General features: G+C 69.7%; 11 protein-coding genes. 1 reads left to right on the top strand and 10 read right to left on the bottom strand.

Going from position 1 to position 25049, the window contains the following annotated elements:
• Positions 1-54: 54 nt before the first annotated feature.
• Positions 55-2181, top strand: coding sequence for an Ig-like domain-containing protein (locus D7V97_RS03800; RefSeq protein ID WP_120609206.1), 2127 nt, complete (start codon positions 55-57; stop codon positions 2179-2181).
• Between the two features lie 74 nt (positions 2182-2255).
• Here D7V97_RS03800 and D7V97_RS03795 read toward each other — a convergent pair whose 3' ends face one another.
• From D7V97_RS03795 to cglF, 10 genes are all read right to left on the bottom strand, one after another.
• Positions 2256-3356: a TIGR04552 family protein gene (locus D7V97_RS03795; protein ID WP_199728691.1), complete on the bottom strand. Its 1101-nt coding sequence runs from the start codon at positions 3354-3356 to the stop codon at positions 2256-2258.
• Between the two features lie 102 nt (positions 3357-3458).
• Positions 3459-3941, bottom strand: a complete 483-nt coding sequence (locus tag D7V97_RS03790) for a toxin-antitoxin system YwqK family antitoxin (protein WP_120609205.1) — start codon at positions 3939-3941, stop codon at positions 3459-3461.
• Positions 3942-4171: 230 nt separating this feature from the next.
• Complete coding sequence (locus D7V97_RS03785) at positions 4172-5062, bottom strand: hypothetical protein (protein ID WP_120609204.1); 891 nt, start codon at positions 5060-5062, stop codon at positions 4172-4174.
• A 234-nt stretch (positions 5063-5296) separates the two neighbouring features.
• Entirely contained in the window at positions 5297-7402 is a 2106-nt protein-coding gene (gene gltJ, locus D7V97_RS03780; RefSeq protein WP_120609203.1) for an adventurous gliding motility protein GltJ, read from the bottom strand.
• A 136-nt stretch (positions 7403-7538) separates the two neighbouring features.
• Positions 7539-19814 (bottom strand): tetratricopeptide repeat protein, encoded by a 12276-nt coding sequence (locus D7V97_RS03775; RefSeq protein ID WP_120609202.1) that lies wholly within the window; start codon positions 19812-19814, stop codon positions 7539-7541.
• A 107-nt stretch (positions 19815-19921) separates the two neighbouring features.
• The gene (locus D7V97_RS03770) at positions 19922-21637 is read right to left on the bottom strand and encodes a lipopolysaccharide assembly protein LapB (protein WP_120609217.1); all 1716 of its coding nucleotides are present in this window, start codon (positions 21635-21637) and stop codon (positions 19922-19924) included.
• On the bottom strand, positions 21604-21819 hold the full coding sequence (locus D7V97_RS46595) for a hypothetical protein (RefSeq protein WP_158623260.1): 216 nt from the start codon (positions 21817-21819) through the stop codon (positions 21604-21606). Before D7V97_RS46595 ends, D7V97_RS03770 begins: the two co-directional genes overlap by 34 nt.
• A 34-nt stretch (positions 21820-21853) precedes the next feature.
• Positions 21854-22495, bottom strand: coding sequence for an adventurous gliding motility protein CglE (cglE, locus tag D7V97_RS03760; protein ID WP_120609201.1), 642 nt, complete (start codon positions 22493-22495; stop codon positions 21854-21856).
• A 119-nt stretch (positions 22496-22614) separates the two neighbouring features.
• Positions 22615-24585, bottom strand: a complete 1971-nt coding sequence (gene gltG, locus D7V97_RS03755) for an adventurous gliding motility protein GltG (RefSeq protein ID WP_120609200.1) — start codon at positions 24583-24585, stop codon at positions 22615-22617.
• 79 nt (positions 24586-24664) lie between these two features.
• Positions 24665-24937, bottom strand: a complete 273-nt coding sequence (cglF, locus tag D7V97_RS03750; protein WP_120609199.1) for an adventurous gliding motility protein CglF — start codon at positions 24935-24937, stop codon at positions 24665-24667.
• Positions 24938-25049 lie beyond the last annotated feature (112 nt).

Genomic DNA, 25049 nt, shown 5'->3' with positions numbered 1-25049 from the left:
TGGCAGTGTTCCCCGTCGGGACCGACCGGAACACCCCTTGCAGAAAGCCCCCCCATGCCCCACCTGAGACTCTTGTTGCTGTTGAGCTGCGTAGGTTTGAGCCACGCATGCATCGAAGTTCCGCCCATCGAAGACCCCGTGGGCGATTCTCAACCGGATCCCAATGCCGACTTCACGTTCACCGCGGTTCCCTCGAAGGAACAGGTGCTTCCCGGTGATGCACTCGATTGCGAGGTCCAGCTGATGTGGGCGGGGGCAACGGGTGGAGACGTGGCGATGAGCCTCGTCGGTCCGCCAGAAGGCATCCATCTCCAGCCGTTCACCCTCTCCTCGGGGAAGACACGTGCGACGCTGAGCATCAGCATCGGAGCGGCCACGACACCAGGGGCCTATTCCCTGACGCTCCAGGGCCAGAGTGGCGCGGTCACGAAGCAGGCCACGCTGGCGGTTACAGTTGGGAAGGCCGGCGATCTGGTCGTGAACTGGGTCGTCCCGACGCCCGGCAAGGCCTATACGAACGGACCGCTGCTCCTCCAATTCACCGTGGGAGGAGGTTCCGCCGAAGCAGTGGAGATTCTGAAAGACGCCAGTGTACTGGCGAAGCCAAGCGGGGCGCCCTACTCGTTCACCTGGGACACGACCCAGGAGGCGGAGGGCACCTATCAGGTGTCGATCCGAGCAACCCGAGGTGGAGCCACCTTCCTCAGCACGCCCCGGACGATCATCGTCGACCGCACGGCCCCCACCGTGAGTTCCTTCCTGCCCGCCAGGAACGCGGCAGCGGTCGGAGTGCACGAGCCCATCCAGGTCACGTTCAGTGAGCCCATGAACTCGCTTTCGGTGACTGACGAAATCGTGCGCCTCACGACGAGCGCAGGTGCCCCCATCTCGAAGGCCGTCAGCCTGTCCGTGGATGGAAAGACGCTGACGGTTGCGCCTCTCAATCCACTGGCGGCTCCCGATACGGTGTCCGTTGATCTCACGACTGCCGTGGGCATCATTACGGACCTGGCAGGCAACAGCGTGGGCGCCGCGCCGACGTGGACGTTCGCGGTGCCGACCTGGATTCCCCTGGGTGGAGCGCTTAGCGCACTCGACGGAAGGACCTCTGCAGAGAACGTCGTGCTCAAGATGGACCGAAATAACCAGCCTGTCGTTGCCTGGACTGAGTCGGATGGAACGACCAAGAATGTCTACGTCGCGCGCTGGACGGGAACCGCATGGAGCACGCTGGGGGGAGCCCTGAGTGGCATGAGCCCGGTGGGCACGGATGCAACCCGCCCGACGTTGCTCATTGACAATGCAAATCGGCCAGTCGTTGCATGGCAAGAACTCTCCGGGGATGGCGAGGTCCGAGATATTTTCTCCCGTAGATGGATTGGGCCATCCTGGGAAGCTCTTCCGGCCATTTCCGTCCCTCAGTCCGGTGGCTATGAATATCTGGGCAAGCCTGTCCTCACCCTTGATGAAACCGGCGCATTGCGTTTGTACGCAAACTTTCAAGACGAAGGCTTCGGGGAGATCAGGGCGTACCAATTGGCAGCCGGGAACCAGTCATGGACGGCTTCGGCATTGCCCATACCAAGCCAGTACGTTCGAGCCCAAGACCCATCCGCGGCCACTGCTGGGCCCAACGCATTCGTTGCCTACAGCATTTTTGACCTTTCTGGAACTGGTGATGGCACACGTGGCATTGCCATTGCCAAGAATGGCGCCCTTCCCTTGGGCAACCAACTTCTTGGAGCGGATGCCTCCAGCCCATCCGTTGCCATCGACAGCAATGGGAATCCCTGGGTCACCTGGATCGAGGTTCCTCAGGGCAATCCGCCGACAGAGGGTTCGGTCTATTGGGCCAGATGGGAGGGTAGCGCATGGAGCACTCCAGCAGCCGTCAGCTCAACAGCGACCGGCAACATGTTTCCCATGTTGAGCATGAGCACTGGTGCCCCGTATGTCCTCGCATGGAGCGGAATCATCAACTCAGAGAGGAGCATTTTTGTCAGTCGCTGGACATCTAACCAGTGGCAGACATTTGGCCAGCCTCTCCAGGCACTGACAGGCACAGGCACCCCCGCCTTCGCGCCATCAACCACACTGGATGCAGACGGCCAGCCGCTGATTGCATGGACGGAAGAGAACTCATTGGCCGCAAGTGTCTACGTTTTCCGCCTCAACCACTAGCGGCAACGATCATTTTACTGGACAGGACTGGCGACAGTAACAACGCCTGCGTTTTCAAGTCCTGTCCATGCGCATCAGCCCTGGCGCTTTGGTACGACGAGTCCTCGACTCAACCGGTTGAGGACCCTTCGCTTCTGTCGGCGCTTGTAGCTCTCATGAGCATTGTCCCCGAGCTCATTGCGGCGGGCCGTTTCCTCATCCGCGATCTGGAACTCTACCAATGCAAAGGTGACCCGTCCTCTTCGAGGGCGGGTGTCACTATCAGGAGGAGGAAGATACGGGTCCATTCGGAGGGGAAGGTCCACGACGAAATTGAGGACCTGATAGGAACTTCCCGAGAAGGCGTTCCCCGTACGGTCTTCACGATCCTCGAAGTCCCGGTCCAGGTGGAGTTGCGGGATGAACTGCTCGAAGTGGGGGTTCTCTGCGAGGAGCCCCTTGAACGGCAGAAGCGTGTTCTCCGTCTGGCCCGGAACGACGAAGTTGAAGGGAAACAGCCGCTGGGTCAGGAAGTAGAGGACCGGGAGCAAGTCGGCGCGGGTGCGGGTAATGACCCGGAACCGTGTGCGGTCATAAACCTGGGCTGCCACCGTCTCCTTCTTCGCGATCAGCTTCGTGATCAGGGAGTCACGCGTCTTGATGGAATGCGCGAACTCCACGACGGGAAGCCCCTGCTCCTGCATCTCCCTGGCAACGCCCAGCACCTTCTCCGTGACCATTTCCGCCAACTCGGCTTCGGAGGCAGCCAGACGGAAGAGTAGATCGCGTCCCTCGATGTGCTGGATGACGTGCATCACCTTCAGAACGATGCAGGCAATCCGCCGGTAGCGCGCCAGCCCCTTCGCCCCTGACGCGAAGAGGAAGAGATCATGGAGTTCGGCTGGCTGTGCCACGGCATCCGCGACCCTGTAGTCGAAGGTCTTCCGAAGGTACTCCACCGCATCCGCGAGCACCGTCCGGGCCCAGGCATCGTCATAGGGCCGCGACACGTCGAGTTGGCAAAGGCGCAGGAACTGGTCCACCTCATCCCGCGACTGGAAGTGCATGCGCCGCCAGTCGATGACGGACCCTCCTCGCAGGATGAGCCGGATGCGCTCAAGTTCACGCAACCCCATCTGCGGCACGGTGCAGACAGGGATGGCCGAGAGGACTGGAACGAGGGAGGGGGCCTTCACGCGACTGTTCCTAGCTGGCTGGAGCGCCAAGGGAAAGCCCCGCAATGCGAAGGGCCCCAGCCTGGAAGCAGGCAAGGGCCCTCGTTGCCGCATACACCTTGACTACTTGACCGCGACTTCCTTGCCGTTCTCGAAGCGGGCCTGATGGACGACCTTGCCATCCTCGCTCAGCTCCTGCACCAGGCCGTTCTTCAGCCCGTTCTGGTACTCCTCGATGAACTGGGGCTTCCCGCTGGCGAAGTAGAGAAACCGCTTGCCGTGGTAGTTGTTCTCACGGAACTCCGTCTTGCCGTACTCGTTGCCGGCCTCGTCGTAGAAGGACCAGGTTCCCGTCTTGAAGCCGTTCGAGTACTGCCCCACTGCCGCCTTCTTCCCATTGGCGTGGAACGAGCGGTAGGGACCGTGCGCGACGAAGCTGCTCCCAGCGAGTTCCTGCTTGCGGCAGAATAGACCATCCGCCTTTGAGCCAGCCTGCTTGGTTCCTTCGGGGCAGGTCAACTGGGCGGTTGCATCGCCACCGAAAGCGACAGGAGCTGCGAGAGCCAACCCCAGGGTGAACATCCGCATCAGCTTCTTTGACTGCATGAAGTCTCCTTTTTGAAGTCGCCGGTATGCCCGTGCGCGCACCCAATCAGACGAGGGTGCGCGAAATGAAATTCATCGTCCCGGCCAGCACCTGAGAAAACGGCACCGGCGCTGACAAGGTCCCCGCTCCAAGAAAAACGAAGAGCCCCGCCCCGGGATTCCTGGGCGGGGCTCCGAACGATTGCGTCTGACCTGGGCGAACCCGGGCCTAGCCGCTCATCATCCAATCGTTAGTAGCTGGACTGGAAGCAGTAGAAGTTGCCGCCCGTGAAGTAGTAGCCCAGGGAGGTGGTGGTGCTCGTCGAGGCCACGCAGAGGTTCGCGACGATGTCCGCGCGCTCACGGTTGGTTCCCGTGACCGTGTAGTTGCCCGCAGAAGAGCTGATTGAAGGAGCCTGCGCGGTGCCATTCACCAGGACGTAGAACAGCCCGTTCAGCTCGGCGGACGTGGCCGGGAAGGGGGAGCTCGAGTAGGCAGAGATCGTGATCTTCACGCGCTTCGGAGTGGAAGCACCGCAGAAGGCCGTGTCCGTGGTGGTGCTCGTGGTCGCAACCTTGAAGATGATCGGACCCGTGGTGCCCAGGGCCGCCTTGTTGGAGAAGTTGTTGTAGTTCTCGCAGGTCGGGGCCGGGGGAGCCGCACAGGTGCTGTTGTAGCAGGCCGAGCCGTACGCGCACGTCGCCTTGCCCTCGCCGGTGCAGGTCGTCGCGGCAGGCTTGCACTGACCGGAGGCCGTGTCGCAGGTGTTGCCGGAGCTGCAGTCGGCGTCCTTGGTGCAGCCCGTGGCGGTTCCGGGCTCCTCGCAGCGCTTGGACACCGTGCCGCAGACGAGGGACGTGGAGTCATCCTCGTTGCACAGCTGGTTGGTCTTGCACTGGCAGACCTTCGCCGTGTTGGTCGCACCCGCGAGCGGGGCGCACTCCTTCTCGGTGTCGGGGCAGTCCGACGCGCTCTCGCAGGTCTCCATGCACACGCTCGCCGCCGTGTTGCAGAAACCGGACGCGCAGTCGGTGTCGGACGAACACGTCTCCGCCGTCGTCGCGTCATCGCCACATGCCGTCAGGGCCAGGCTCATCGTGCTCACCGCGGCGAGCATCATCATCATCTTGCGAAGCTGCATTCGGAACTTCCTCCTGGAATGGATACGTCGACCGGAGCCTCCGGCCACAACTCCAGGCCCCGGGTTTGAAGTCGAGCGGGCTTTAGTCCCCTCGCTCCAGACGTGTCAACGAGTGTTGACCGACCTCTCAACGCAGCAGGCCGGAGGAAATTCACTGTTCACAAAAGCGCACAATCCTGGCGCACTTCGCAGCGACATCGCCGTCAGCCCTGACGGCAATGTCGCTGTTTGACTTCAGAACGTGAACGGGAAGTCGATGGGGTCACCCTGCTTCTGGTGCTTCGGGAAGGACCACCCCTTGATGATGCCGGTGATGCACGTCGCCATGTAGCTCGAGCGGAACTCGTCCGTGCGGCACGACACGCTGGTCGTCTTGCCACTCGTCTGGACCGTCCAGCGCATCACCAGCTTGCCGCTGAGCGACGGGTCCTTCTGTCGCTGCTCGTTCACGCACTTCATGATGGCCGGCTTGTTGTTCAGCACCACCTGCATGATGTCCGACTGCTGCAGGCGCTCCAGCGTGCCGCCTCCCGGCTCGGGCGGGACGTACACCGTCGACGTCTTGGTCGCGGGCTTCGTGGCGGCGGCGGGCTTCTTCGTGCCGAACAGCTCATCGAAGTCGTCGTCCCCTCCCCCGGAGTTCGACGAGGACGCCGCTGCGGTGGGCTTCGAGACCGTGATGGCTTCGTCGTCCTCGTGCGAGGAACCCCGGCTGCCACTGCTGCCAGAGCCCCCCGTACGACGCTGGGTGCGCGGCTCCAGCTTCGCCACCGCCGTCCCCATGTTGGGCGTCGTCGCCGGGGGCTGCACCACCGCGGGCGGAGGCGGCGTGACCACGGCCGGAGCCGCTGCCACGGCAGGCGCGGTCGCGGGAGGCGTTCCCGCAGCCACGGGCGTACCCGCCGCGGGGGCTCCCGCCACGGCGGCGGCCGGAGTTCCCGCCGCGACCGGCGCGGTCGCCGTCGGCGTGGCCGCGGGCTGCACCGCCGCGGGGGGCGGAGGCATGGGCGGCAGTTCGGGCTGGCGCGTCGGCGCGACAGCGACCTGGGTCGGAGGGTCCACGGGGCGCTCGGACGAATTGCCTCGCGCGACGTAGACGACCGCGGCCCCGGCGATCACGAGCACGCCCGCGGTCACCGCGACCAGCATCCCCGTGCGACCCTTGCCACCTCCCGTGGGCGCTGCCGCCGGCGGCGGATAGGCCGCGGGATAGCCCGGAGGCGGATAGCCCTGGGGCTGCTGCCCGTAGGGCATCTGCGCCTGCTGCTGCGGATAGGCCGGCTGCTGCGGCGCATACTGCTGCACGGGCTGCTGCGGATAGGCCGGCTGCTGCGGAGCGTAGGCCGCGGGCGCGGCCATCCCCGAAGCCGCGCCCATCATGGCCACGGGCATCGCCGGGGACGACTTCGGCTCCGGCGGAGGCATGGGCACGTCCAGGAGACGTGACTGCGACAACGGCTCGCGCTCCAGCGAAGGCGCGGGACGCGGAGGCGGCTTGGTGAGGGCGTCGTTCTCCTCCTTCACCAGCGAGGCCAGCACGCTCGCGGCCGAGGGCTTCCAGCCCACCGGCTCCTCGGGCGCGGCAGACGCGCCGCCCAGGCCCGGACGGGAGTTGCCCGCGCTGAAGGCGGACTCCACGGGGCCCGCGGGAATCGTCGGCGACGACGCAGTGACGGGCGCGGGGGCGACGATGACCGGCTTCGCGGGGCGCGGCGCCAGCACCGACGCCAGCTCCGCCGTCTCCGAGAGGGGAATCCAGTCGCCGAACCCCGAACGCCAGCAGAGGTTGTCCGGGCCCACCTCGCCCCGGTCCCAGGCGTCCTTCACCTTCTCCACGGACCAGGGACCCACCTGCTTCTCGTCGATGGCGACGTACCACTCGTGCGACGCGGCCTTCGCGTCGTCCATCGTGGACTCGGCGGCCTCGGCCTCGGCGAGCTTGCGCACCGTCTCGGCCTTCGCGGCCTTCACGGCCTCGGCTTCCGCGTCACGGGCCTGGATCTTCTGCGAGCCCGTGCTCAGGACCTGGTCGAAGACGGCGCCAATCTCGTCCTCTTCGACGTCGGTGAAGAGGCCGCCTTCAGGCGGTGTGCCCAGCGTGGCGGGCAGCCCCGTCCCGGACGACTCCACGATGCGCGGCGCATTGGAGTCCGGCGTGGCGCTCTTGGCTTCCGTGGACGCGGGGGTGTCCGCCCCTCCCTCCTTCGCCGCCGACGCTCCGGCGGGCCTCACCAGGATGGTGTGACCACACTTCTTGCAACGAAGCTTGACCCCCTTCGGGCCAACCTTGTCGTCGCTGATCATGTACTGGGCGCGGCAGCTGTCGCAGACGAAACGCATCGTTCCCGTAAGCCTCAGAAATGACGGGCGAAATCCCGTCCGAATCGTAGAAGTGGCAACAGGCGGAGATCAAGGACGCCTGCCTTGAACGCCCGCCTGCTTTCAACGCGTGAACCCTCGCGTCGGTCTGAGGGCCCTACTTTCGAGCCTGCACTTCCACGTGTGTGCCAACGGCCACACGCAGCTCGTGGAGGTCCTCGGAGGTCGCGAACACCAGCAACTCCCGCAGCTTGGTGCGGGACGCGACGCGGAACGACGACCCCGTCTCGCCCTGGACCATGCGGCGCACCGGCTCCAGCTCGCCCGCGGCGAAGAGGCCCGCTCGCGACGCGGTGAGCTCCGCCCCCTCCAGCCAGGTGCGCACATCCTGCGGCGTCGCGTTGGGCAGGTAGGCCCGCGCGACCTTCGCCAGGGCGGCCCGGTCGGGCTCGCTCAGGCTCTTCTGGAGCAGCTGCCGCTCGGCGTCCACCAGCCGCGGATCCACCGTGAAGCGCACGTTGCCCACCACCAGGCTGAGCGCCGCCTGCACCACGGCCTCCAGCCGCTCGGGCGCGACGCGCTGGCTGAACGCCAGCTCCGGACGGGCCAGGGCCAGCGTCCTGCCCAGGAGGTAGTACACCTCCTTCTGTCCCTGCTCCGCGAAGTACTTCCCACCCACACGCACGCACGCGGGATGCGTCTGGAGCAGGTCCACGTTCACGAGCGGCTCGGGGGCCGGTTCGTTGGAGCGCTTCGCCAGCCGCTCGCGCGTCGCCACGAGGAACGGCGAGTACAGCTCCACCGCCTCCATGCCGAAGAGCCGCGCGACGTAGCGGTAGTGGTTGACGTGGTACTCCTGCGCCGTCGCCACGTCGATGCGGTGGCGCTTGGGGACGAGCTGGTACTGCGGGAAGGGCACCGCGTACAGGTGTCCCGCCTTCTCGAAGAGCAGCCCCAGCAGCTCCGACAGCGGCCCGCGCACCTTCGGGTGGAAGAGCGCCGTCTGCCACAGCCGGTCCGTCAGCGGACGCTGGGCCAGCTCCTTCTTCTTCGCGTAGGGCCCCAGCTTGGTGAGGATCTCCTGCTCGTCCTCCCCGGCTTCGCCCAGGAGCCCGGACACCGCCTGGGCCGCGAGCCACGCGGCGTCGTAGTCCTTGCGCACCGCGGACAGCCGCACCAGGTGACCCACCACCTTGCGCGGGTTCTCTGTGTTCGGCAGCGCGCGGCGCAGCGCCACGATGGCCTCTTCCTCGCGGCCCGGCATCTGGCCCGCGACCTCCGCGAACGTCTCCTGGATGACCGGATCATCCGGCATGCCCTTCGCCGCGACGCCGTAGGCGGCCACCGCGCCCTCCGGGTGCTTGAGCACCTGGAGGTACAGGTCCCCCAACGCGCGCCACAGCGTCATGCGGGCCGGGTGCGTGTCCGGCGTCTTGGGCAGACGCGAGAGCATGCGCGTGTAGTTCTCCTCCAGCACCTTCCACTGGCGCGCGCCGCCGAGCAGCGCCTCCAGCGCGCTGAAGGCCTCCACGAAGCGGTGATCCAGGTCGAGCGCGGCGTTGAAGGCCTGCGTCGCGCCCTCCACGTCCTTCAGCTCGTCGCGGCGGATCTCGCCGAGCGCGAACCACACGCGCTTGGCCTTGTGCGGCTCCGACGTGAGCGCGGGCAGCGCCAGCATGCGGCCCAGCACGTCCGCGGCCTTCTGGCCCTGACGCGTCTCGCGCAGCAGCCGGTAGAGCGCGTCCATCACCTCCGGCGCCTCCGGCTGCGTCTTGAGGGCGCCGCTGAACGCGTCGATGGCCATGTACGGGTCGTGCAGCTCGTCGCGCGCGATGCGCCCCAGCTCCAGGTAGACCTTGACCTTCGCCTCGCCCTCCAGGCTGTTGACGAGTTCCTGGCGCAGCTCCGCGGACTTCTCGTAGCGGCCCGCCTTGTCCATCAGCGTCACCAGCGCGCGCAGCGTCGGCTCGTGCTGCGGGTCGATGGCGAGCGCCTTCTCGAAGTGGTTCTGCGCGCGGTCCGCCTGGCCGAGCGCGGCGTGCACGTCACCCAGCTGCCAGTAGACCTCCACGACCTCCAGGTCCGTCAGCTCCTCGCGGTGGTGGATGAGGATGGTCTGGAAGACCTTGAGCGCGTCCTCGTACCGCTTCGCCTGCACGAGCAGGTTGCCGTAGCCCTCGAGCGCCGGAAGGTACGTGGCATCCAGGCCGTAGGCCTTCTCGTACGAGCTGAGTGCCTTGTCGCGCCGGCCCAGCTTCTCCGTCACGTAGCCCAGCCGGTAGAGCTGGCGGCAGAGGTCCTGGGCGATGGCGGCGTCCTTCTCCGCCATGGCCTTCTCCGCCATCTTGCGCGTGACGATGTCGAGCATCCGCTCCGCCGACGACCAGTCCTCCCGCGCGATGTAGACGTCCGCCAGCGGGCGCGCCGCCTCCAGGCTGTCCGGGATGTGCTTGAGGGCCTCTTCCCAATAGTGGGTGGCCGTCTCGCGGTCCTCGCGCGTCTCCGCGTGGTAGCGCGCGACGTCTAGCAGGGCGCGGCCCTTGGCGGCCGGGTCCTCCGTCTGCTGCGCCTCCTGCAGCAGCGTCTGCTCGTAGCCGCCCCAGTCCTTCTCCTGCTCCTGGATGCCCTTGAGGGCGCGGATGGTGGGCAGGTGGCCCGGATCAATGGCGAGCGCCTGCTGGTACGCGGTGCGCGCGCTGGCCATGTCCGACAGCATGTCCTCGTTGATCTTCCCCAGCCGGTGCCACAGCTCCACCGCCACCGGGTCCGTGCCGACGACCTGCGCTTCCTTCTGCAGCATCTCCAGCGCGAAGGGCCAGTTGCCGCTGCGCTCGTAGAGGTTGCCCAGGGCGTGCAATGCCTGACGGGACTCGGGGTCCGTGGCGAGCGCCGCGTGGTAGCTGTTCACAGCGCGGTCCACCACCTTGAGCTGCTGGTACTGGACGTTGCCGATCTCCACGTACAGCTCCGCCTGCTCCTGCGGACTCGTGGCGAGCGCGAGCTGGCGCTCGTACGCGGAGATGAGGTCCTCCCACCGGCCCTGCGTGCGGCGCAGCCGGATGAGGGACTTGATGGCCGGCACGTTCTGCGGGTCGATGGAGAGCACGCCCTCCACGCACGCGTCGGCGTTGGCCGGGTTCTGGTACGTGTCCTCCCAGATGGTCGCGCTGCGGAAGAGGACGCGGACCTTCTCGCGGTAGTCCTGGCTCAGCTCCAGCATCCGCTCGTAGATGGCGAGCAGATCCGCCGGATGATCCAACCGGATGTGAAGCCGCTCCAACGACTCCAGCGCCTCGCGGTTGACCGGGTCGAACTCCAGCGCCATCCGGAACGCGGATACCGCGGACTCGTCGTCCTTGAGGTCGCGCTCGTAGACGGTCGCGACTTCCACCTGGATGCGCGCACGCTCCTCGGCGGAGGACGCGAGGTCTCGCGCCCGCAGCAGCGTCATGGCCACGTCGCGGTGGGCCCCGCCTCGCCGGTAGAGCTGCGTGAGGACGCCGAGCGTCTCCTGATCCGGCTCCAGCTCCAGCGCGCGCAGCAGGGCGCTGGCCGCCTCGGTGGGGTCCTCCAGCGTCTCGTCCCAGACGCGGGCGATCTCCTTGAGGATGCCCTTGCGCGCCTCGATGGAGCCCGCCGCCTCCAGCTTCTGCTCCAGCGCGACGACGTACTCGCGGTCCCGGCCGCGCCGCTGGAACACCGCCGCCAGCCCGTCCAGCGCGGTGGCGTTGGTGGGGTCGAACTCGAGGATCTTCCGGAACGCGGCCTCGGCCGCCTGCGGATCATCCAGGCGCGTGTCGTGGATGCGCGCGAGCGTGGCGTACAGCCGCTCGGCGAGCGGTCCGCGCGGCAGCTCGTCCGCGACCTCTTCGTAGACGGCCGCCAGCTCCTCGTGGCTGCCCGTCTCGTCCGCGAGGCGCTCCACCTCCTCGCGCAGCCCGTCCTCCGTCGCGTCCAGCTGCAGCGCGCGGCACAGGGCCAGGAACGCCACGTCCTTCTGGCCCAGGCGCTCTTCCTGCACGCGGGCGATCTCGCGAAGGGCCGCAAGCTTCTCCTCGTCGGTGACGAGGTTTGGCATGTAGCGGTCCATCACCGTCGCGTACGCACGCCAGTCGTTGTGCGTCCGGTACAGCGTGCACACGCGCTCGTAGGCGGTGCGGTTCGCCGGATCCAGCTCCAGCACCTTCTCCAGCGCGCCCGCGGAGAGCTCGGGCTTGCCGCCCTGCCCTTCCCACAGCTCCGCGACCGTGAAGTACGCGGCGATGGCCGGGTCGCGCTCATCGGTCTGCAGGTGCACCTGGACCTTGAGCTCCAGGGCTCGCACCGCGTCGTTCCACGCGCGCAGCGACACGGACAGCGCGTAGACGCGCTCCAGGTCGGAGACGATGTGCGGTTCGACTTCCAGCGCGCGGCGGGCCGCGTCCAGCGACTCCTCGCGCCGGCCCATGCCCGCGAGCACCTCGGCCAGCCGCAGGCGCAGCGCCTTCACACCCTCGCTGTTCTCCTGCAGCGGGACCAGGCGGCGCAGCACGCCCACCAGCTCCTCGCGCTGGCCCGTCTCGTCGTACAGCTCACGCAGCGTGTCCAGCACGCCGCGGTGGCGCGCGTCGCGGTCCAGCGCGGCCTTGAAGTACGGCACCGCCGCGTCCGGCTGCTTGAGCAACCGGTACACCACGCGGCCCAGCCGCTCGTTGAGGCGCACCACCTCGCGCGGGTCGAGCGTGAGGGCGAGCCGGCCTTCCAGCAGCTCGCGCAGGTCCTGCGGACGGTTGGCGCGCTCGTACAGCGACTCGAGCGCGGAGAAGACCTGCTCGTTGCGCGGGTTCTTCGTCAGCAGCTCGCGGTACAGGTCGATGGAGCGGCCCAGGTCCGACAGCCCTTCGGCCGACACCTGCGCCATCTTGCCGAGCACGCGGTCGCGCTCGCTGCCGACGACCTTGTCCGCCTGGAGCTTCAGGATGGCGTAGAGCTTCTCGGACGCACCCGCGCCCTCGTAGATGCCCTCCAGCAGTCGCGCCGAGGCGAGGTGTCCGGGCTCCAGCGCGAGGATGGCCTCGTAGGCGCTCGCCGCGCGGTCCGGGCTGTCCAGCCGCTCCTGGTAGAGCTGCCCCAGGCGGAAGAGGAAGCCCAGCTTGTCCGCGGTCGTGGTCGCGCCGGTCGCCAGCGCCTCCAGCACACCGGCCAGCTCCGGCCACGCCTCCAGGTGCAGGTAGAGGCGGTCCAGCGCGACGAGCGAGCGCTCCTGCACCGAGGCGTGCAACGTGCGCGCACGCTCGAAGTAGGACACCGCGCGGTCGGGATCGCGCAGCCGCGTCTCCAGCAACTGGCCCAGCTTGAGGCACACCTGGGCCGCGTCGGCGGCTTCGGCGATGCGCGGCAGGGCTTCTTCGTAGAGCACCACCAGCTCGTCGTAGCTGCCCGCGACGTCGGTGGCGTTCTCCAGGCGGCTGCGGACCTCCGCGTCGTTCGGGTCCTCCTTGAAGCCACGGTAGAGCGCGAGGAAGGCCAGCTCGCCTTCGCCCTGCGTCTCGCGCAGCGTGGCCAGCTCGCCGAGCAGCTGCTTGCGCTCGACCGAGTCCGGGGACACGCCCACGCGCGTTTCAATCAGCTGCGCCAGCCGCGCGACGTCACCACTCGCGCGGAAGGCGCGCAGCAGCGTCTCCACCGCGAGCAGGTTCTGGGGCTCACGCGCCACCAGCGCTTCCATGCGGGCCACCGCGCCCGGGTGGTTGGGCTGCACCGCCAGCACTTCGCTGTACAGCGCCAGCGCGCCCACCTTGTCGAGCAGCTTGGACTCGCGCACCGTCGCGAGGCGGAACTTCAGCTCCAGTCCCTCCTCCGTCGGCATCAGCGCGATGCGGCGCGCGAGGACGTCCGCGAGCTCCGGCCAGCGCTCCTGCTTCTGGCAGAGCGCTTCCATCCGCGCGAGCGCGGCGGCGTCATCCGGCTTGAGCTCCAGCAGGCGCCGGAACGTGGCCAGTGCGCCCAGCGTGTCCTTGAGCTGCTCCTCCTGCAACGCGCCAATCTGGAAGAGCACCGTGGCGCGACGCGCCGGCTCCTCCGACAGCGCGAGCTGACGGCGCAGCACTTCCAACAGCTCCGACGGACGGCCCTGCGACGCCACCAGGCGCGCCGTGCCATCCAGCGCCTCGTGGTCCGTGGGCTTGAGCTCCAGGACGCGCTTCCAGGACGCCAGCGCCTCGGCCGGCTCGCCCAGGTCCACCTGCAGCCTCGCGAGCGTGCGGTACAGCTCCGCGCGCGCGGCGTCACCGGCCTTGGGCGCGACCTCCATCAGCACCGCGCACAGCTCCTCCGGGGCCTCCGCCTTGTCCACCAGCGAGACGCACAGCTCCAGCGAGCGCGGATCCTCCGGCAGCTCGCGCAGCGCACGCGTGGCGGAGAGGAACGCCATCTCCGCGTTCTCCAGCGCGGTGGAGTAGATCTCCGAGATGCGGCGCAGGAGCGCGGCCCGCTCCTGTGGCACGGCCTCCGCGGAGGCGCGCGACTCCAGCATCTCCACCTGCTTCAGGTGGTTGCCCACCGACGCGAAGACAGGCTCCAGCGCGCTCGCCGCCGCGCCTCGCAGCGGGCTCTCCGAGCGCGCCAGCTCCTCCAGCGCGCCCACCGCACCCGGATGGCCGGCGCGCCGCGCGAGGACGGCCTGGTACAGCTCCAGCGCGCCGCGCGGATCATCCAGGCGCGAGACCTTCAGCCGGCCCAGGCGCACCCGCAGGTCGGACGCCTCTTCCTGCGCGTCGCGCGCATCCGCCATCTGGATCTCGCGCTCGACGTGCTGCGCGAGTTCCGCCCAACGCTCCATGTCCGCGAGCACGCGGCCCAGCAGCTTCAGCGCGTTGGCGTTCTCCGGACGGCGCTCCAGCACCTCACGGTACGCCTGCGCGGCGAGCGACTTGTCCGCCAGCGTCTCCTCGGCCAGGTGCGCCAGTTCGAAGAGCAGGTTCACCTGCGAGGCGGGGGTCGGCTCCGCGGCCACCTGCCGGCGCATGACGAGCGCCAGCTCCCGGTGCGCGCCCGTGCGGCGATGCACGCGGGCGATGGCCTCCAGCACCGTCTTGTTCATCGGGTCGCGCCGGCTCACCTGCTCCAGCGCGCGCACCGCCAGGTCGTAGCGCTTCAGGCGGTTGTCGTAGATGGCCGCGAGCCGCCGCCACAGGTCGCCCGCCAGGGGCTCCGCGGGGTCGCGCTCCAGCTGATCCTCGTAGGCCGCCGCCACCTCCTCGAAGGAGCCCGAGTCCGCCGCGAGCCGCTCCAGCTCGTCGCGCACGCTGGCTTCCGCCGGCAGCTCGTTGAAGGCGCGCAGGCGCGCGACGAAGGCGAGCGACGTCTGGCCCAGGCCCTCGCGCAGGATGGCGATCTCCTGCAGCCGCTCCAGGCGCTTCTCCGGCGGCACTCCGGGCAGGAGCACCTCCAGCACGTCCACCAGCTTCCGCGTGTCGTTGAGGCCGCGGTAGACGGGCTCCAGCAGGCGCGCCGCCTCCAGCCGGGGGCCGTCGTGCGCGAGCAGCCGCTCCAGACCCGCCACCACCTGACCGTCGCCGGGCGACAGCTCCAGCAGCCGGCGGTACACCGGCAGCGCCTCGGAGGGACCGACTTCCTTCTCCAGCAGCTGCGCGCGCCGCAGCAGGTACGCGCGACGCCCGGGTTCATCCGGCGCCAGCTCGGCGAGCTGATCCAACACGTCCGCCTGCTCCACGAAGCGGCGCGTCTTGGCGTACAGCTTGTCGAGCGCCAGCAGCCCTTCGGGCACCTTGCTCAGCGCGAGCGCGGAGCGCAGGGCCTCGATGGCCTTCGTGTCCTCGCCCGCGCTCGCGTAGGCCTCACCGGCCTTGAGCAGCAGGCCCAGCCGCGTCTCCGGGTCGGTGGCGAGCTGCGCCTGGCGGGCGTAGACCTCCGACAGGCTCTTCGCGTTCTGGCCCTTCTCGTACAGCCGCGACAGCGCCTCCAGCGCCTGACGGTCCTGCGGCGCGTCCGACAGGAGGTTCTTCCAGAGGCGCGTGGCCTCCTCGGGCTGATCCAGGCCCTCGCGCAGCTCCGCCGCGCGGCGCAGCATGTCCAGCGCCACCGGGTCGCCGGAGGTCAGGTCCACCGCGGCGCTCTCGTAGATCTCCGCCAGCACCTCGTGGCTGCCCGTCTCGCGCGCCAGCCGCTCCAGGTCCGGCCGCACGCCCTCGCGGTCCAGGCCGTTGGCGAACGCCTTCACCGCCGCCATGAACGCGAGCGACGGCTGCTGCATGTCGCGCTCGTAGATGCGGCGGATCTCCCCCGCGAGGATGATCTTCTCCACCGTGAGCGCGGACTCCATCCGCGTCTCGCGCAGCGCCACCCGGCGGGCGTGGTCGCCCACCTGCGCCAGCACCTTGTCCAGCACCTCCAGCGCCGCCCCGCTCGTGGGCACCGCCGCCTTCACCCAGGCCTCCAGCGCGGCGCGCGCGCCCGGATGCCCCGGGTCCTCGGTCAGGATGCGCTTGTAGAGCCCCAGCGCCGCGTTGGCGTCGTCCAGCTCCGTGCGCAGCAGCTCCGCCAGGCGGAAGGACACTTCGCGGCCCTGCGGGCTCTGGCCCTCCTGGTTGCGCCGCAGCGCGAGCGTCCACGCCAGGTCCTTGGAGCGGTCGAGGTCCGTGTAGAGCCGGTCCAACGCGGTGGCGGCCTCGCGCTGCGCGGGGTCGCGCTCCGCGATGGCGCGCCACGCGGCGGCGGCGCTCTCCTTGTCGGTGAGCTTCGTCTCATGCAGCAGCGCGGCCTCGCGCAGCGACACGAGCTGATCCGCCGGCTCCTGCGAGGCGGCCGCCAGCTTCTCCAGCACCTCCGCCAGCGCCGCCCACTCCTCGCCTGCGCGGTGCAACCGCTGCAGCGCCCGCAGGGTGTCGAGGTTGCCCGGCTCCAGCACCAGCAGCGCGCGCAGGGCATTCACCGCGCCCTGACGGTCATCGAGCTTCTTCTCCTGCACCTCCGCCAGTTCGCGCAGCAGCGCCGCGCGCGACGGGCCGACATCGCCCTCTTCCGTCAGCTCGACGAGGATCTCCGCGAAGCTGTCGAGCGAGTCCGCGTCCTCCGCGGCCTGACGCGCGGCGGCCCGCAGGCCCCCGTCCGCCGGGGCCATGCGCATCGCCCGTGCGAGCGACGCAAACGCCAGCTCCGGCTGCCGCAGGTGCGCCAGGTGCACCTGGGCCGCGGAGCGCAGCGCCTGCACCCGGCCGGCGTCGTCGCGCGCCACTTCCGAGAGCACGTCCAGCGTCGCCACCAGCTTGCGGTGCTCCTTGGTGCGCTCGTACGCGGGGATCAGCGCCCGCGCCGCCGCCTCGCGCGACGGGCCCGAGGCCAGCATCGCCTCCAGCGCCGCGAGCGCGTCCGGATCCGACGGGCGCTGACGGAGCAGGTCGCCGTAGCTCTGCACCGCCTCCGCGCTGCCGTCCTGCGAGCCCTGCAGCAGCTGCGCGCGACGCAGCTTCAGCCGCGACACGTGATCCGCGTCGCCGGCCGTCTCCGCGAGGCCAATCATCCGCGCCAGGGTGTCCCCCAGCTCGCGCTTCATGCCGGCCTTCTCATACAGCTCGGCGAGGCGCGGCAGGTGCCGGCCCTCCTCCGCGCCGTGGGTGATGGCGGACTGGAGCGCTTCGGCCGCCTCCAGGGGACGGCCCAGCTCGACGTTGAGCTCCACGAGGCGCAGCAACAGCTCCAGACGCTCCGGCCCGCGCGTGGCGTGGATGCGCTTGCGCAGCAGCGTCTCCGCGTCCGCCGAGCGGCCCGCGCGGCCGTACAACCGCACGAGGCGCTGGAGCACCTGCGGCGCCTCGGGCGCACGCGACAGCGCGGCCTCCAACGCGGTGATGGCCTCCGCGGCCATCCCACCCTCCTCCGCGAGCACCGACGCCTCGGAGAGCAGCTGCACCGCCAGGGCCGGATCCTCGGCCTCGGTGGCGAGCGTGCGCAGCACGCGGCCCAGCTCGGCGTGGGCGGACAGGTCGCGCGCCAGGCGTGCCGTCTCCGCGCGCCCCGCTTCGTCCCGGGGCTCCTCGCGCACCATGCGCAGCCGCGTGTCGAAGGCGGCGCGGCTGTCCGCGAGCTGCTTCTCGTGGATGCTGGCCAGCACCGTCAAGAGCCGCTTGCGCGTCGCCGCGTCCGTCGTGGAGTCCAGCTGCTGCTGGAGCGCGGCCACCTGCCGCTGATGATCTCCCGTGCGGCCGTAGTGGTTCGCCAGGGCCTCGGTCAGCGCGGAGGTGCGCACGCCACCCGCCGCCAGCCGCTCCAGGCCGCCCACCACCACGCCCGTGGACACGTTCTCCGCGAGCAGCCCCAGGAACAGGTCCGCTGCGTCCTCCTGCCGGTTCAGCCGCTCCGCGTACAGCTTCGCCTGCCGCGCGGTCCACTCGTTGCGCTCGAGCTGGGACTCGGCGAGCGTCGCGAGCTTCGCCGCCAGGGACGCGGCCTCCTCGAACTTCGACAGCGCCACGCACAGCGCCTGGAGGCGCTGCACCGCGCTCGCATCCTCGGGCGCGAGCTGCACCCACTGGCGCACGAGCGCTTCCAGCTCCTCCGGGGACGCGCCCGACGCCTCGCGCCTCGCGATGTCCGTCTCCAACCGCGTCTTCGGATCATCCGCCAGCGCCGCGGCCGCCTGCAGCGACTTCACGGCCTCGCTCGCCACCGAGTCTCCCGGCACGCGCGAGAGCACCTCGCGCCACGCGGCCTCCGCGCGCACGGGATCCGCCAGCGGGCCCTGGAGCAGCTGCGCCAGGTGCCGCCACAGCGCCACCGCCACCGCCGGAGGCGCCGCCGCCTGCGCCGCGCGCAGCAGGGCATGGGCCAGCGCCGGCTGCGCGTTGGCCTTCTCCGCGTGCTCCACCACCGTGTTGAGCAGGAGCGGCCGCCCCGGCTCCAGCTCCAGCGCGCGCGCCAGGACCTCGAAGGCGCCGCGCGCGTTCTCCTGCTCCTCGAACATCAGCGCCAGCGCCTCGCAGAACGCCACGCGCTCGGCGCGCGGACGCGGGGCGAGCATCGCCAGCTCCAGGAGCGGCAGCACCTGGTCCAGCTTCTCGTCCTCCGCCAACAGGCGCGACAGCTGGAAGGCCGCGAGCGCGTTGGTGGGTTCCAGCTTCAGCGCCGCCTCCAGGTGCTCGCGCGCCGCCTCCGGATCCTTCAACTGCTGCATGCACAGGTCCGCCAACCGCAGCCGCAGGCTCGCCTGCTGCGCGCGGTCCTTCACCGTGCCCAGGTAGCGCTCCAGCGTGGCCACCGCTTCCAGGTAGCGCTCCTGGCCCAGCATCAGCTCCGCCGCGAGGCTCGCCGCGTCCGCGCGCGAGGCATCCGCCGCCACGGCCTTCTCGAAAGCGGCCAGCGCCCCGGCCGCGTCGTTCATCCGCCCCAGCTTGAGCGTGCCCACGCGCAGCCACAGGTCCACCTGCGCCGTCCGGTCGCGCGCCTCGCCCGCCATCGCCTCCAACTGCGTGATGGCCGGCGCGTGGTCTCCCGCGCGCTCCGCCATCCGCTCGATGAGCGTGAGCGCTTCGGGCATGCCCGGCCACAACAGGAAGCAGCGGTCCAGCGCCTCCTTCACCTTGCCGGCGGCCGTCGGCTCGTACCAGGCGAACAGCTTCGCCACGAGCAGCGACAGGCGCGCAGCGCTCTTGCGGTCGCGCTCTTCCAGCGACATGCCGCGCAGCATGCGCACCTTGTCGCGCCACACCTGCTCGAACCGCTGCATCGCGCGGGTGGCCTTCTCCGCGCGCGCGTTCTGCGGATCCAGCTCCCGCGCCACGTCCAGCACCTGCTGCGCCAGCACGTGCTCGGTGGGGTCGTCCACCAACCGCTCCGCGAGCGCGGCGTACTCTTCCGCCATGCCCGCATCGCCCAGCGCCGCGCGCTCCCGCTGCAGCGCCTCGAAGGCCGGCTGGAAGCGCTCCTCGCTCAGCAACAACTGCCGCACGCGCCGGAACGTCGCGCGGTCCGGCTTCACCCTCGCCGCGCGCTGCAGGCACAGCACCGCGCGGTCGCGGCGGAAGAGCTTCTGCTCGTAGAGGTCCGCGGCCTTCAGGTAGTGGCCCGCGCTCTCCTCGCCCTGGGTGGCGGCGCCCAGCCGCTCCAGCACGTCCACCAGCGACGCCGAGTCCTGACGGATCTCATGCAGCCGCTTGAGCCCGCGCAACGCGGGCATCGGATCCTTCGCCACCAGCAGCGCGCGCTTGAGCAGATCCTCCGCGCGAGGCGCGTTGCGCTGCCGCTCGTGCGCGAGCTCCGCCGCACGGCACAAGAGTCGCGCCGCCTCTTCCGTGGGCACATCCCGCGAGCGTCCCTCGTACAGGCGGATCAGCTCCTCGACCCGGCCTGTTTTCTCCAGGGCCGCTTCGGTCTCGACGAAGGTGCGGTCATCGGTCACACGCAGCGTGGGACGCGCGGGGGTGGAAGGCAGTTCCATGATGCTCGGGGGCCAGGGGGGTGAATGAAACGAGGGCGCCAGCGGCCGGAGTGTACCGGCCGCGGGCGCCCCCGGGCAATCGCGCAAAACCCGTCAACCGATGGGATTTATTGGCTTTCTTGCTCGCCAGCCGAGGAAGCATTTTCCGCCGACGTCGCCGCGCCATCCGCGCCGTCCGCATCTTCACCGGCTTCCGACTTGTCGCCCGCCGCGCCCGGGGGAGGCGTCGCAGGAGCCTCGGGGAGGGCCTTCGCCCGCTCCAGGCCCGCGCTGTCGTTGAGCTGCGTGTACAGGGCGATGGCCTTCTCACGCTGCTGAAGCTCTTCCGCGAACTGCGCGGCGCGGGGCAGGTCCCCGAGCTTCTCGTACAGCGGCAGGGCCTTGTCCTTGCGGCCCGCCTGCGTCCACGTCTCCGCGGCGGCGGCCGTGTCACCCAGGAGCTCCAGCCACCGGGCACGGCCGGCGGGCTTCTGCTCCTGTTCGGCGCGGGCCAGCTCGCGCTGCGCGAGCTCCTTGGCCTCGTCCTCGAGGGTGAGCCGCTGCATGAAGTGGAACGCCTTGGGCGGCGGCAGGGGGCTCAGCACCTCCACCGCTTCGCGCCGCTGGCCCACGGCCACCAGCAGGGTCGCCGCGCCCAGCCGGTCGCCACGCTCCACCAGGGCCTTCACCTCCAGGCCCCGGATGCGGTTGGCGCTCGGCAGGTCCCGGGCGCGCTCGTACGCCTTGCGCGCCAGGGTCAGCTTGTTGGCGCGCTCGTACGCGAGGGCCGCCTGGTCGAACTGACGCGCGCGCTCGTACAGGCGGGCGACGTTCTCGAAGTCGGCCTTGGCGACGTAGTGCTCCATGAGGAGCTCGTACGCGCCCGCCTTCTCCAGCGTGGGGCCAATCTGATCCGGCGGCAGCGTGCCGACGAGGCGACGGGCCGCGTCGTTGTCCTGCCCGGCCAGCGCCGTGCGCAGCGCGCTCTTCAGGTCCCCGCCCGCCTCGAACAGGCGGGTGGCGTCCGCGAAGCCGTTGTTGCGCTCGTGGAGACGCGCGGCGTCGCGCGTGCGGCCCATGGCCTCCAGCTGCGTCGCCTGCTCCTTCCAGTCGCCCGTCAGCTCCGGCATCGGCGCGCGCTCGGGGCGCTCACCGCGGGGAGGACGGTCGGCGCGCTCCGGGCGCTCGGCCCGGGGCGGACGCTCGCGCCGCTCACCGGCGGCACCACGCTCCGGACGCTCTGTGCGCGGAGGACGGTCGGAACGCTCCCGGCGCTCGCCAGGGCCGCCCCGCTCCGGACGCTCGGACCGCTCGCGCGGCGCCTCGCTCCGGGCAGGCGCCTCGGGCTCCGGGGTCGGCTCGCGACCGCTGAGGGTGAAGGCCGCCTGGGAACGCTCGCGATCACCCGCGGCGCGCCAGACACGGCCCACCAGCGTCATCACGTCCAGCCAGGCCGCGTGCTTCGCCTTCGCGGGATCCTCGGCCGGAGCCGCGGGAGCCGCCTCGGCGGGCGTGCCACCCTCGGCCGGAGCAGCGCCCTCGCCTTCCGCGGCCGGAGCCTCGGAGGGAGCAGCGGACTCGGCGCCTTCCGTCGACGCCGACGCTTCCGGAGCCGCCGCGCCCGCTTCCGGCAGGGCCGGCTTGGGCTGACGCTGCACGCGCAGGAGCGTGGTGATGAGGCGCCCGCGCGTGTTGAGGTCCAGGTCGTCCAGCGACTTGAGGTTCATGGGCCGCAGCGAGCGGACGATGGCCTCCAGCGGACCCTTCTCCGCCGCGAAATCGTTCTTGGAGAGCGCCTTCTCCAGGACGCTCAGCTCGGCGATGACGCGCTGGCCCGGACCCACCGGACCGGCATCACGGTCGCGGCCTCGGCCTTCGCCCCGCCCGCGCCCTTCGCCACCACCACGGCCACCGCCTGGACCGCCTGGACCACCACCACGACCGCCGAATCCACCCGGCCCGTCACGGCGAGGCCCCTGACCCGGCGCGCCCCCACCTGGACCACGTCCACCCGGACGCGATCCACCGCTTCCATTCTCCTGAGCCACGTGAATCTCCCGCTAGAACGCGTAGCGAATGTTGGGCGCGACCGCGAACCCGAAGGCGCCCTTGGAGGCGAGGTAGTTCCCCGTGACCTCCAGCCCCACCGAGAAGTGGCGCAGCCGCGTGTAGTACTCCACTCCGGGCCCGGCAAACACAAGAATGTCGGAATCCGGGAGGAGCTTCTTGGGAGAGAACATCGCGTAGCCCACGCCGGCGCGGGCGTAGATCCACGTGCGCTTGACCTCCTGGCTGTCCGCGAAGCCCACCAGGCGGGCGCGCAGCACCGCGCCCGGCGTCATCATGGAGAAGTCACCGGAGGCCGCGCCCTGCGAGTCGCCGACGTACTCGGCGCCCGCGCGGTTCACCGAGCCCATGAAGAAGACGCCCAGCGACAGGCGCTCCCCCAGGTCGACGCCCAGCTCCACCTGGGCGAACTGGCCGGACGAGAAGGGCCGGGGGCCCGACGACGCGGGAGGGTTGGCGATCCACGAGGGGCCGCCGTACACCGCGAAGTACACACCGCGCTCGACCTCGTCGAAGGTCACCGCGGGCCGGTCCTGCATCGCGGGGGACCCGGCACTGGGAGTCTCCTGCGCGCCCGATACCCCGGGAAGGAGGAAGGTGGCGCACAGGACGAGAGGAGCAAGGACTTTCTGCATGGAAGGCAGCCTGGGGGGGCAGGACTCCCGCGGGGACGGGAGGAGGAAGTGAAGAAGCGGGCAGCCCTGTCGCCAGGGCCGCCCGCGAGGAACGGAAAGCTGCGGGATGCGAGTCTAGGTCAGTCGCCGGCCTGCTTGAAGATGAACGGGTAGGTGACGATCACGGAGCCGCCACCCTTGGGCTCCGGGAACTTCCAGGTGCGCACGCGGCCCGCGACGCAGGTCTCCAGGTCCGAGTTGCCCGCCGTGGACTGCGCGACGTTGGACGTGGCCACCGAGCCCGTGGCGCTGATGATGAACTTCACGGACACCTTGCCGCCCAGCTTGGGGAAGCGGTTGAGCAGGCTCTCGTAGCAGTAGCGGATCTGCCCGCGGTTGCGCTGGATGACCTGGCGGATGAGCTCCTTGTCCAGCGAACCCATGACCTCCGGATCCGAGGACGTGATGCCCACGTCCACGCTCTGCTTGCCGCCGAGCGTGCCCACGCCGGTGCCGTAGCTGCCGCTACCGCCGCCACGACCCTTGGTGCCGATGCCGCCGATGCCGATGCTGTCACCGGTGCCGCCGCCACCGCCGCCGCTGCCGCGCAGACCCAGGCCGCCGAAGCCGCCCGCGTCGCCCGCCTTGGCGCCGAACATGTTGCCCATGGCGCTCTTGAGCTCACCGCCGAGGCCGGACTTGCCGAAGATGGTGGAGATGCCGCCCTTGCCGCCGCCGAAGATCTTCGCGGTGAGGGCGCGCGCCTCGTCCTTCTTGTTCGGGTCGCCCTTGGGGGCGGTGCGGTTGTTGGCCTTGGGCGCGTCCTTCTTGCCCATCTGGCCTTCGTCGCCGCGGGACTTCTGGGCCATCTCGCCCGACTTCTTCTCCTTCTGCTGGTTCAGCTTCTCCAGGAACTTGTTCTTCTGGGTCTCCGGAGGCTTGATGATCAGCTTCGCGATGCGCGCGTCATTGCCCGCGAGCTCGTCCGCGTACTCATCCCCTTCCCCGCTGCTGTTCATCGAGTGGATGACGAACGCGGTGGCGATGAAGAACATCACCAGGAAGATGTTGAGCGCCGTGTAGTCGAGGTTCTCGCCCACGGGAACGACGACGCGCTTGGGCACCGGCTGGAACTGCGCCTCCAGCGTGACGCCGCCCAGGTCCACCCAGAAGAAGTCGTCGGCCTCCAGCGTGACGGCGTAGGACTCGCCCTCGTTGGACGCCTTGCCCGACTCGATGACGGCTTCCAGGTCCAACGTCTGGCCCTTGCGGGTGAGCTCGCCCTTCATCTTGCGCGCGAAGCGCACGGAGAAGGACTGGCCGTCGGTGCGCAGCACCTCGAAGGACGGGCCGCCCAGCTTCGCGTCGCCCATCACGAAGTCCACGCCCTTGGCGGAGCCGACCGTGAAGCCCTTCTTCTGGCCCGGAGCCACGAAGAACTCGCCCACGCGCTGATCACCCCAGAGCAGGCGCAGCGACACGCCCTGCGGCCCGCTGGACTTGGTGCGGCGCACGGTGCGGACACGCGGCGCGTCGTCGTCCTCGGCAGGGGCCTCCGGCGCCTGGTCGGCGGCGGGCACCACGGCGTGCTTCTGCGTGGGCGCGACCGAAGCATCCATCGCGGCGGGGGCTGGAGGACGGGGCGCGGCGACGGGCGCCGTCACAGGGGCGACAGCGACGGCGGCCGGGGCGGCCACGGCCTGCGCGATGGCGGCGGCGGAAGCGCCGGCCACGGGGGCCACGGTGGTGTTCTTGTCGGTGGGCGCGTCCGCCTGCGCGACGGCGGCAGCCAGGTTCACCGCGGCGACGGCGGCCGGGTTCTCCAGGCGGATGGTGGTGCCGCCCACGCGGACCTCGTCACCGAAGGAGACCTGCCCCTTGTTGACGCGCTTGCCGTTGACGTAGGTGCCTTCGACGCTGCCCATGTCGATGATGGACATGGAGCCGTCGCCCGCGACCTCGATGACGGAGTGGATGCGGCTGACCTTGTCGTCCTCCAGGCACAGGTGCGCGGAAGACAGACGACCAATCTTGATGATGTCGCGCTCGTAGTCCTTGGAGGCGACCAGCGTGTCGCCCTTGAAGACCTTGAGTGTCAGGGGTACGGCCATGAAGGGGGGCTCCCGGTTCGCTTACGCGCTCGTTGGACAACAGGGTCGGCGGAAGGTTCCCGCCGCAATTCGTGAGGATTTACAGCTCGCCCACGGACTGCATGACCTTGTCCTCGAAGTCCTCGCGGATCCGGATGAGGTTCGAGTGCTTCACCGACTTGCGCGCCTCGACGTACTCGCCATCCGGCTTCGTGAGGTCACCCTCGATGGTGTCGTCCTCGAAGTCGACGTTGGTCGTCTTCTGCATCCGGGCACCACCGCCCTCGCCACCGCCCTGCGACTTGCCGCCCTCGTCCTGGGCGAAGGCCGGAGCCACCGACAGCGTCACGCACAGCATCAGCCACTTCCGCATCCTGCCTCCACGTGGGGCCCCTTCCCGGGCCCACTTGTTCCACACGACACCCCCGCGGGGGGTGCCGGGGGCGTTCAAGGTTCGCATCATCCCGAGTCACACCGCCAGCGTG

The organism is Corallococcus sp. CA053C (assembly GCF_003611675.1).
Classification (GTDB): Bacteria; Myxococcota; Myxococcia; order Myxococcales; family Myxococcaceae; genus Corallococcus.
Note: the sequence above shows the minus strand (reverse complement) of the source record. Positions and strands in the feature narration are given on the sequence as shown.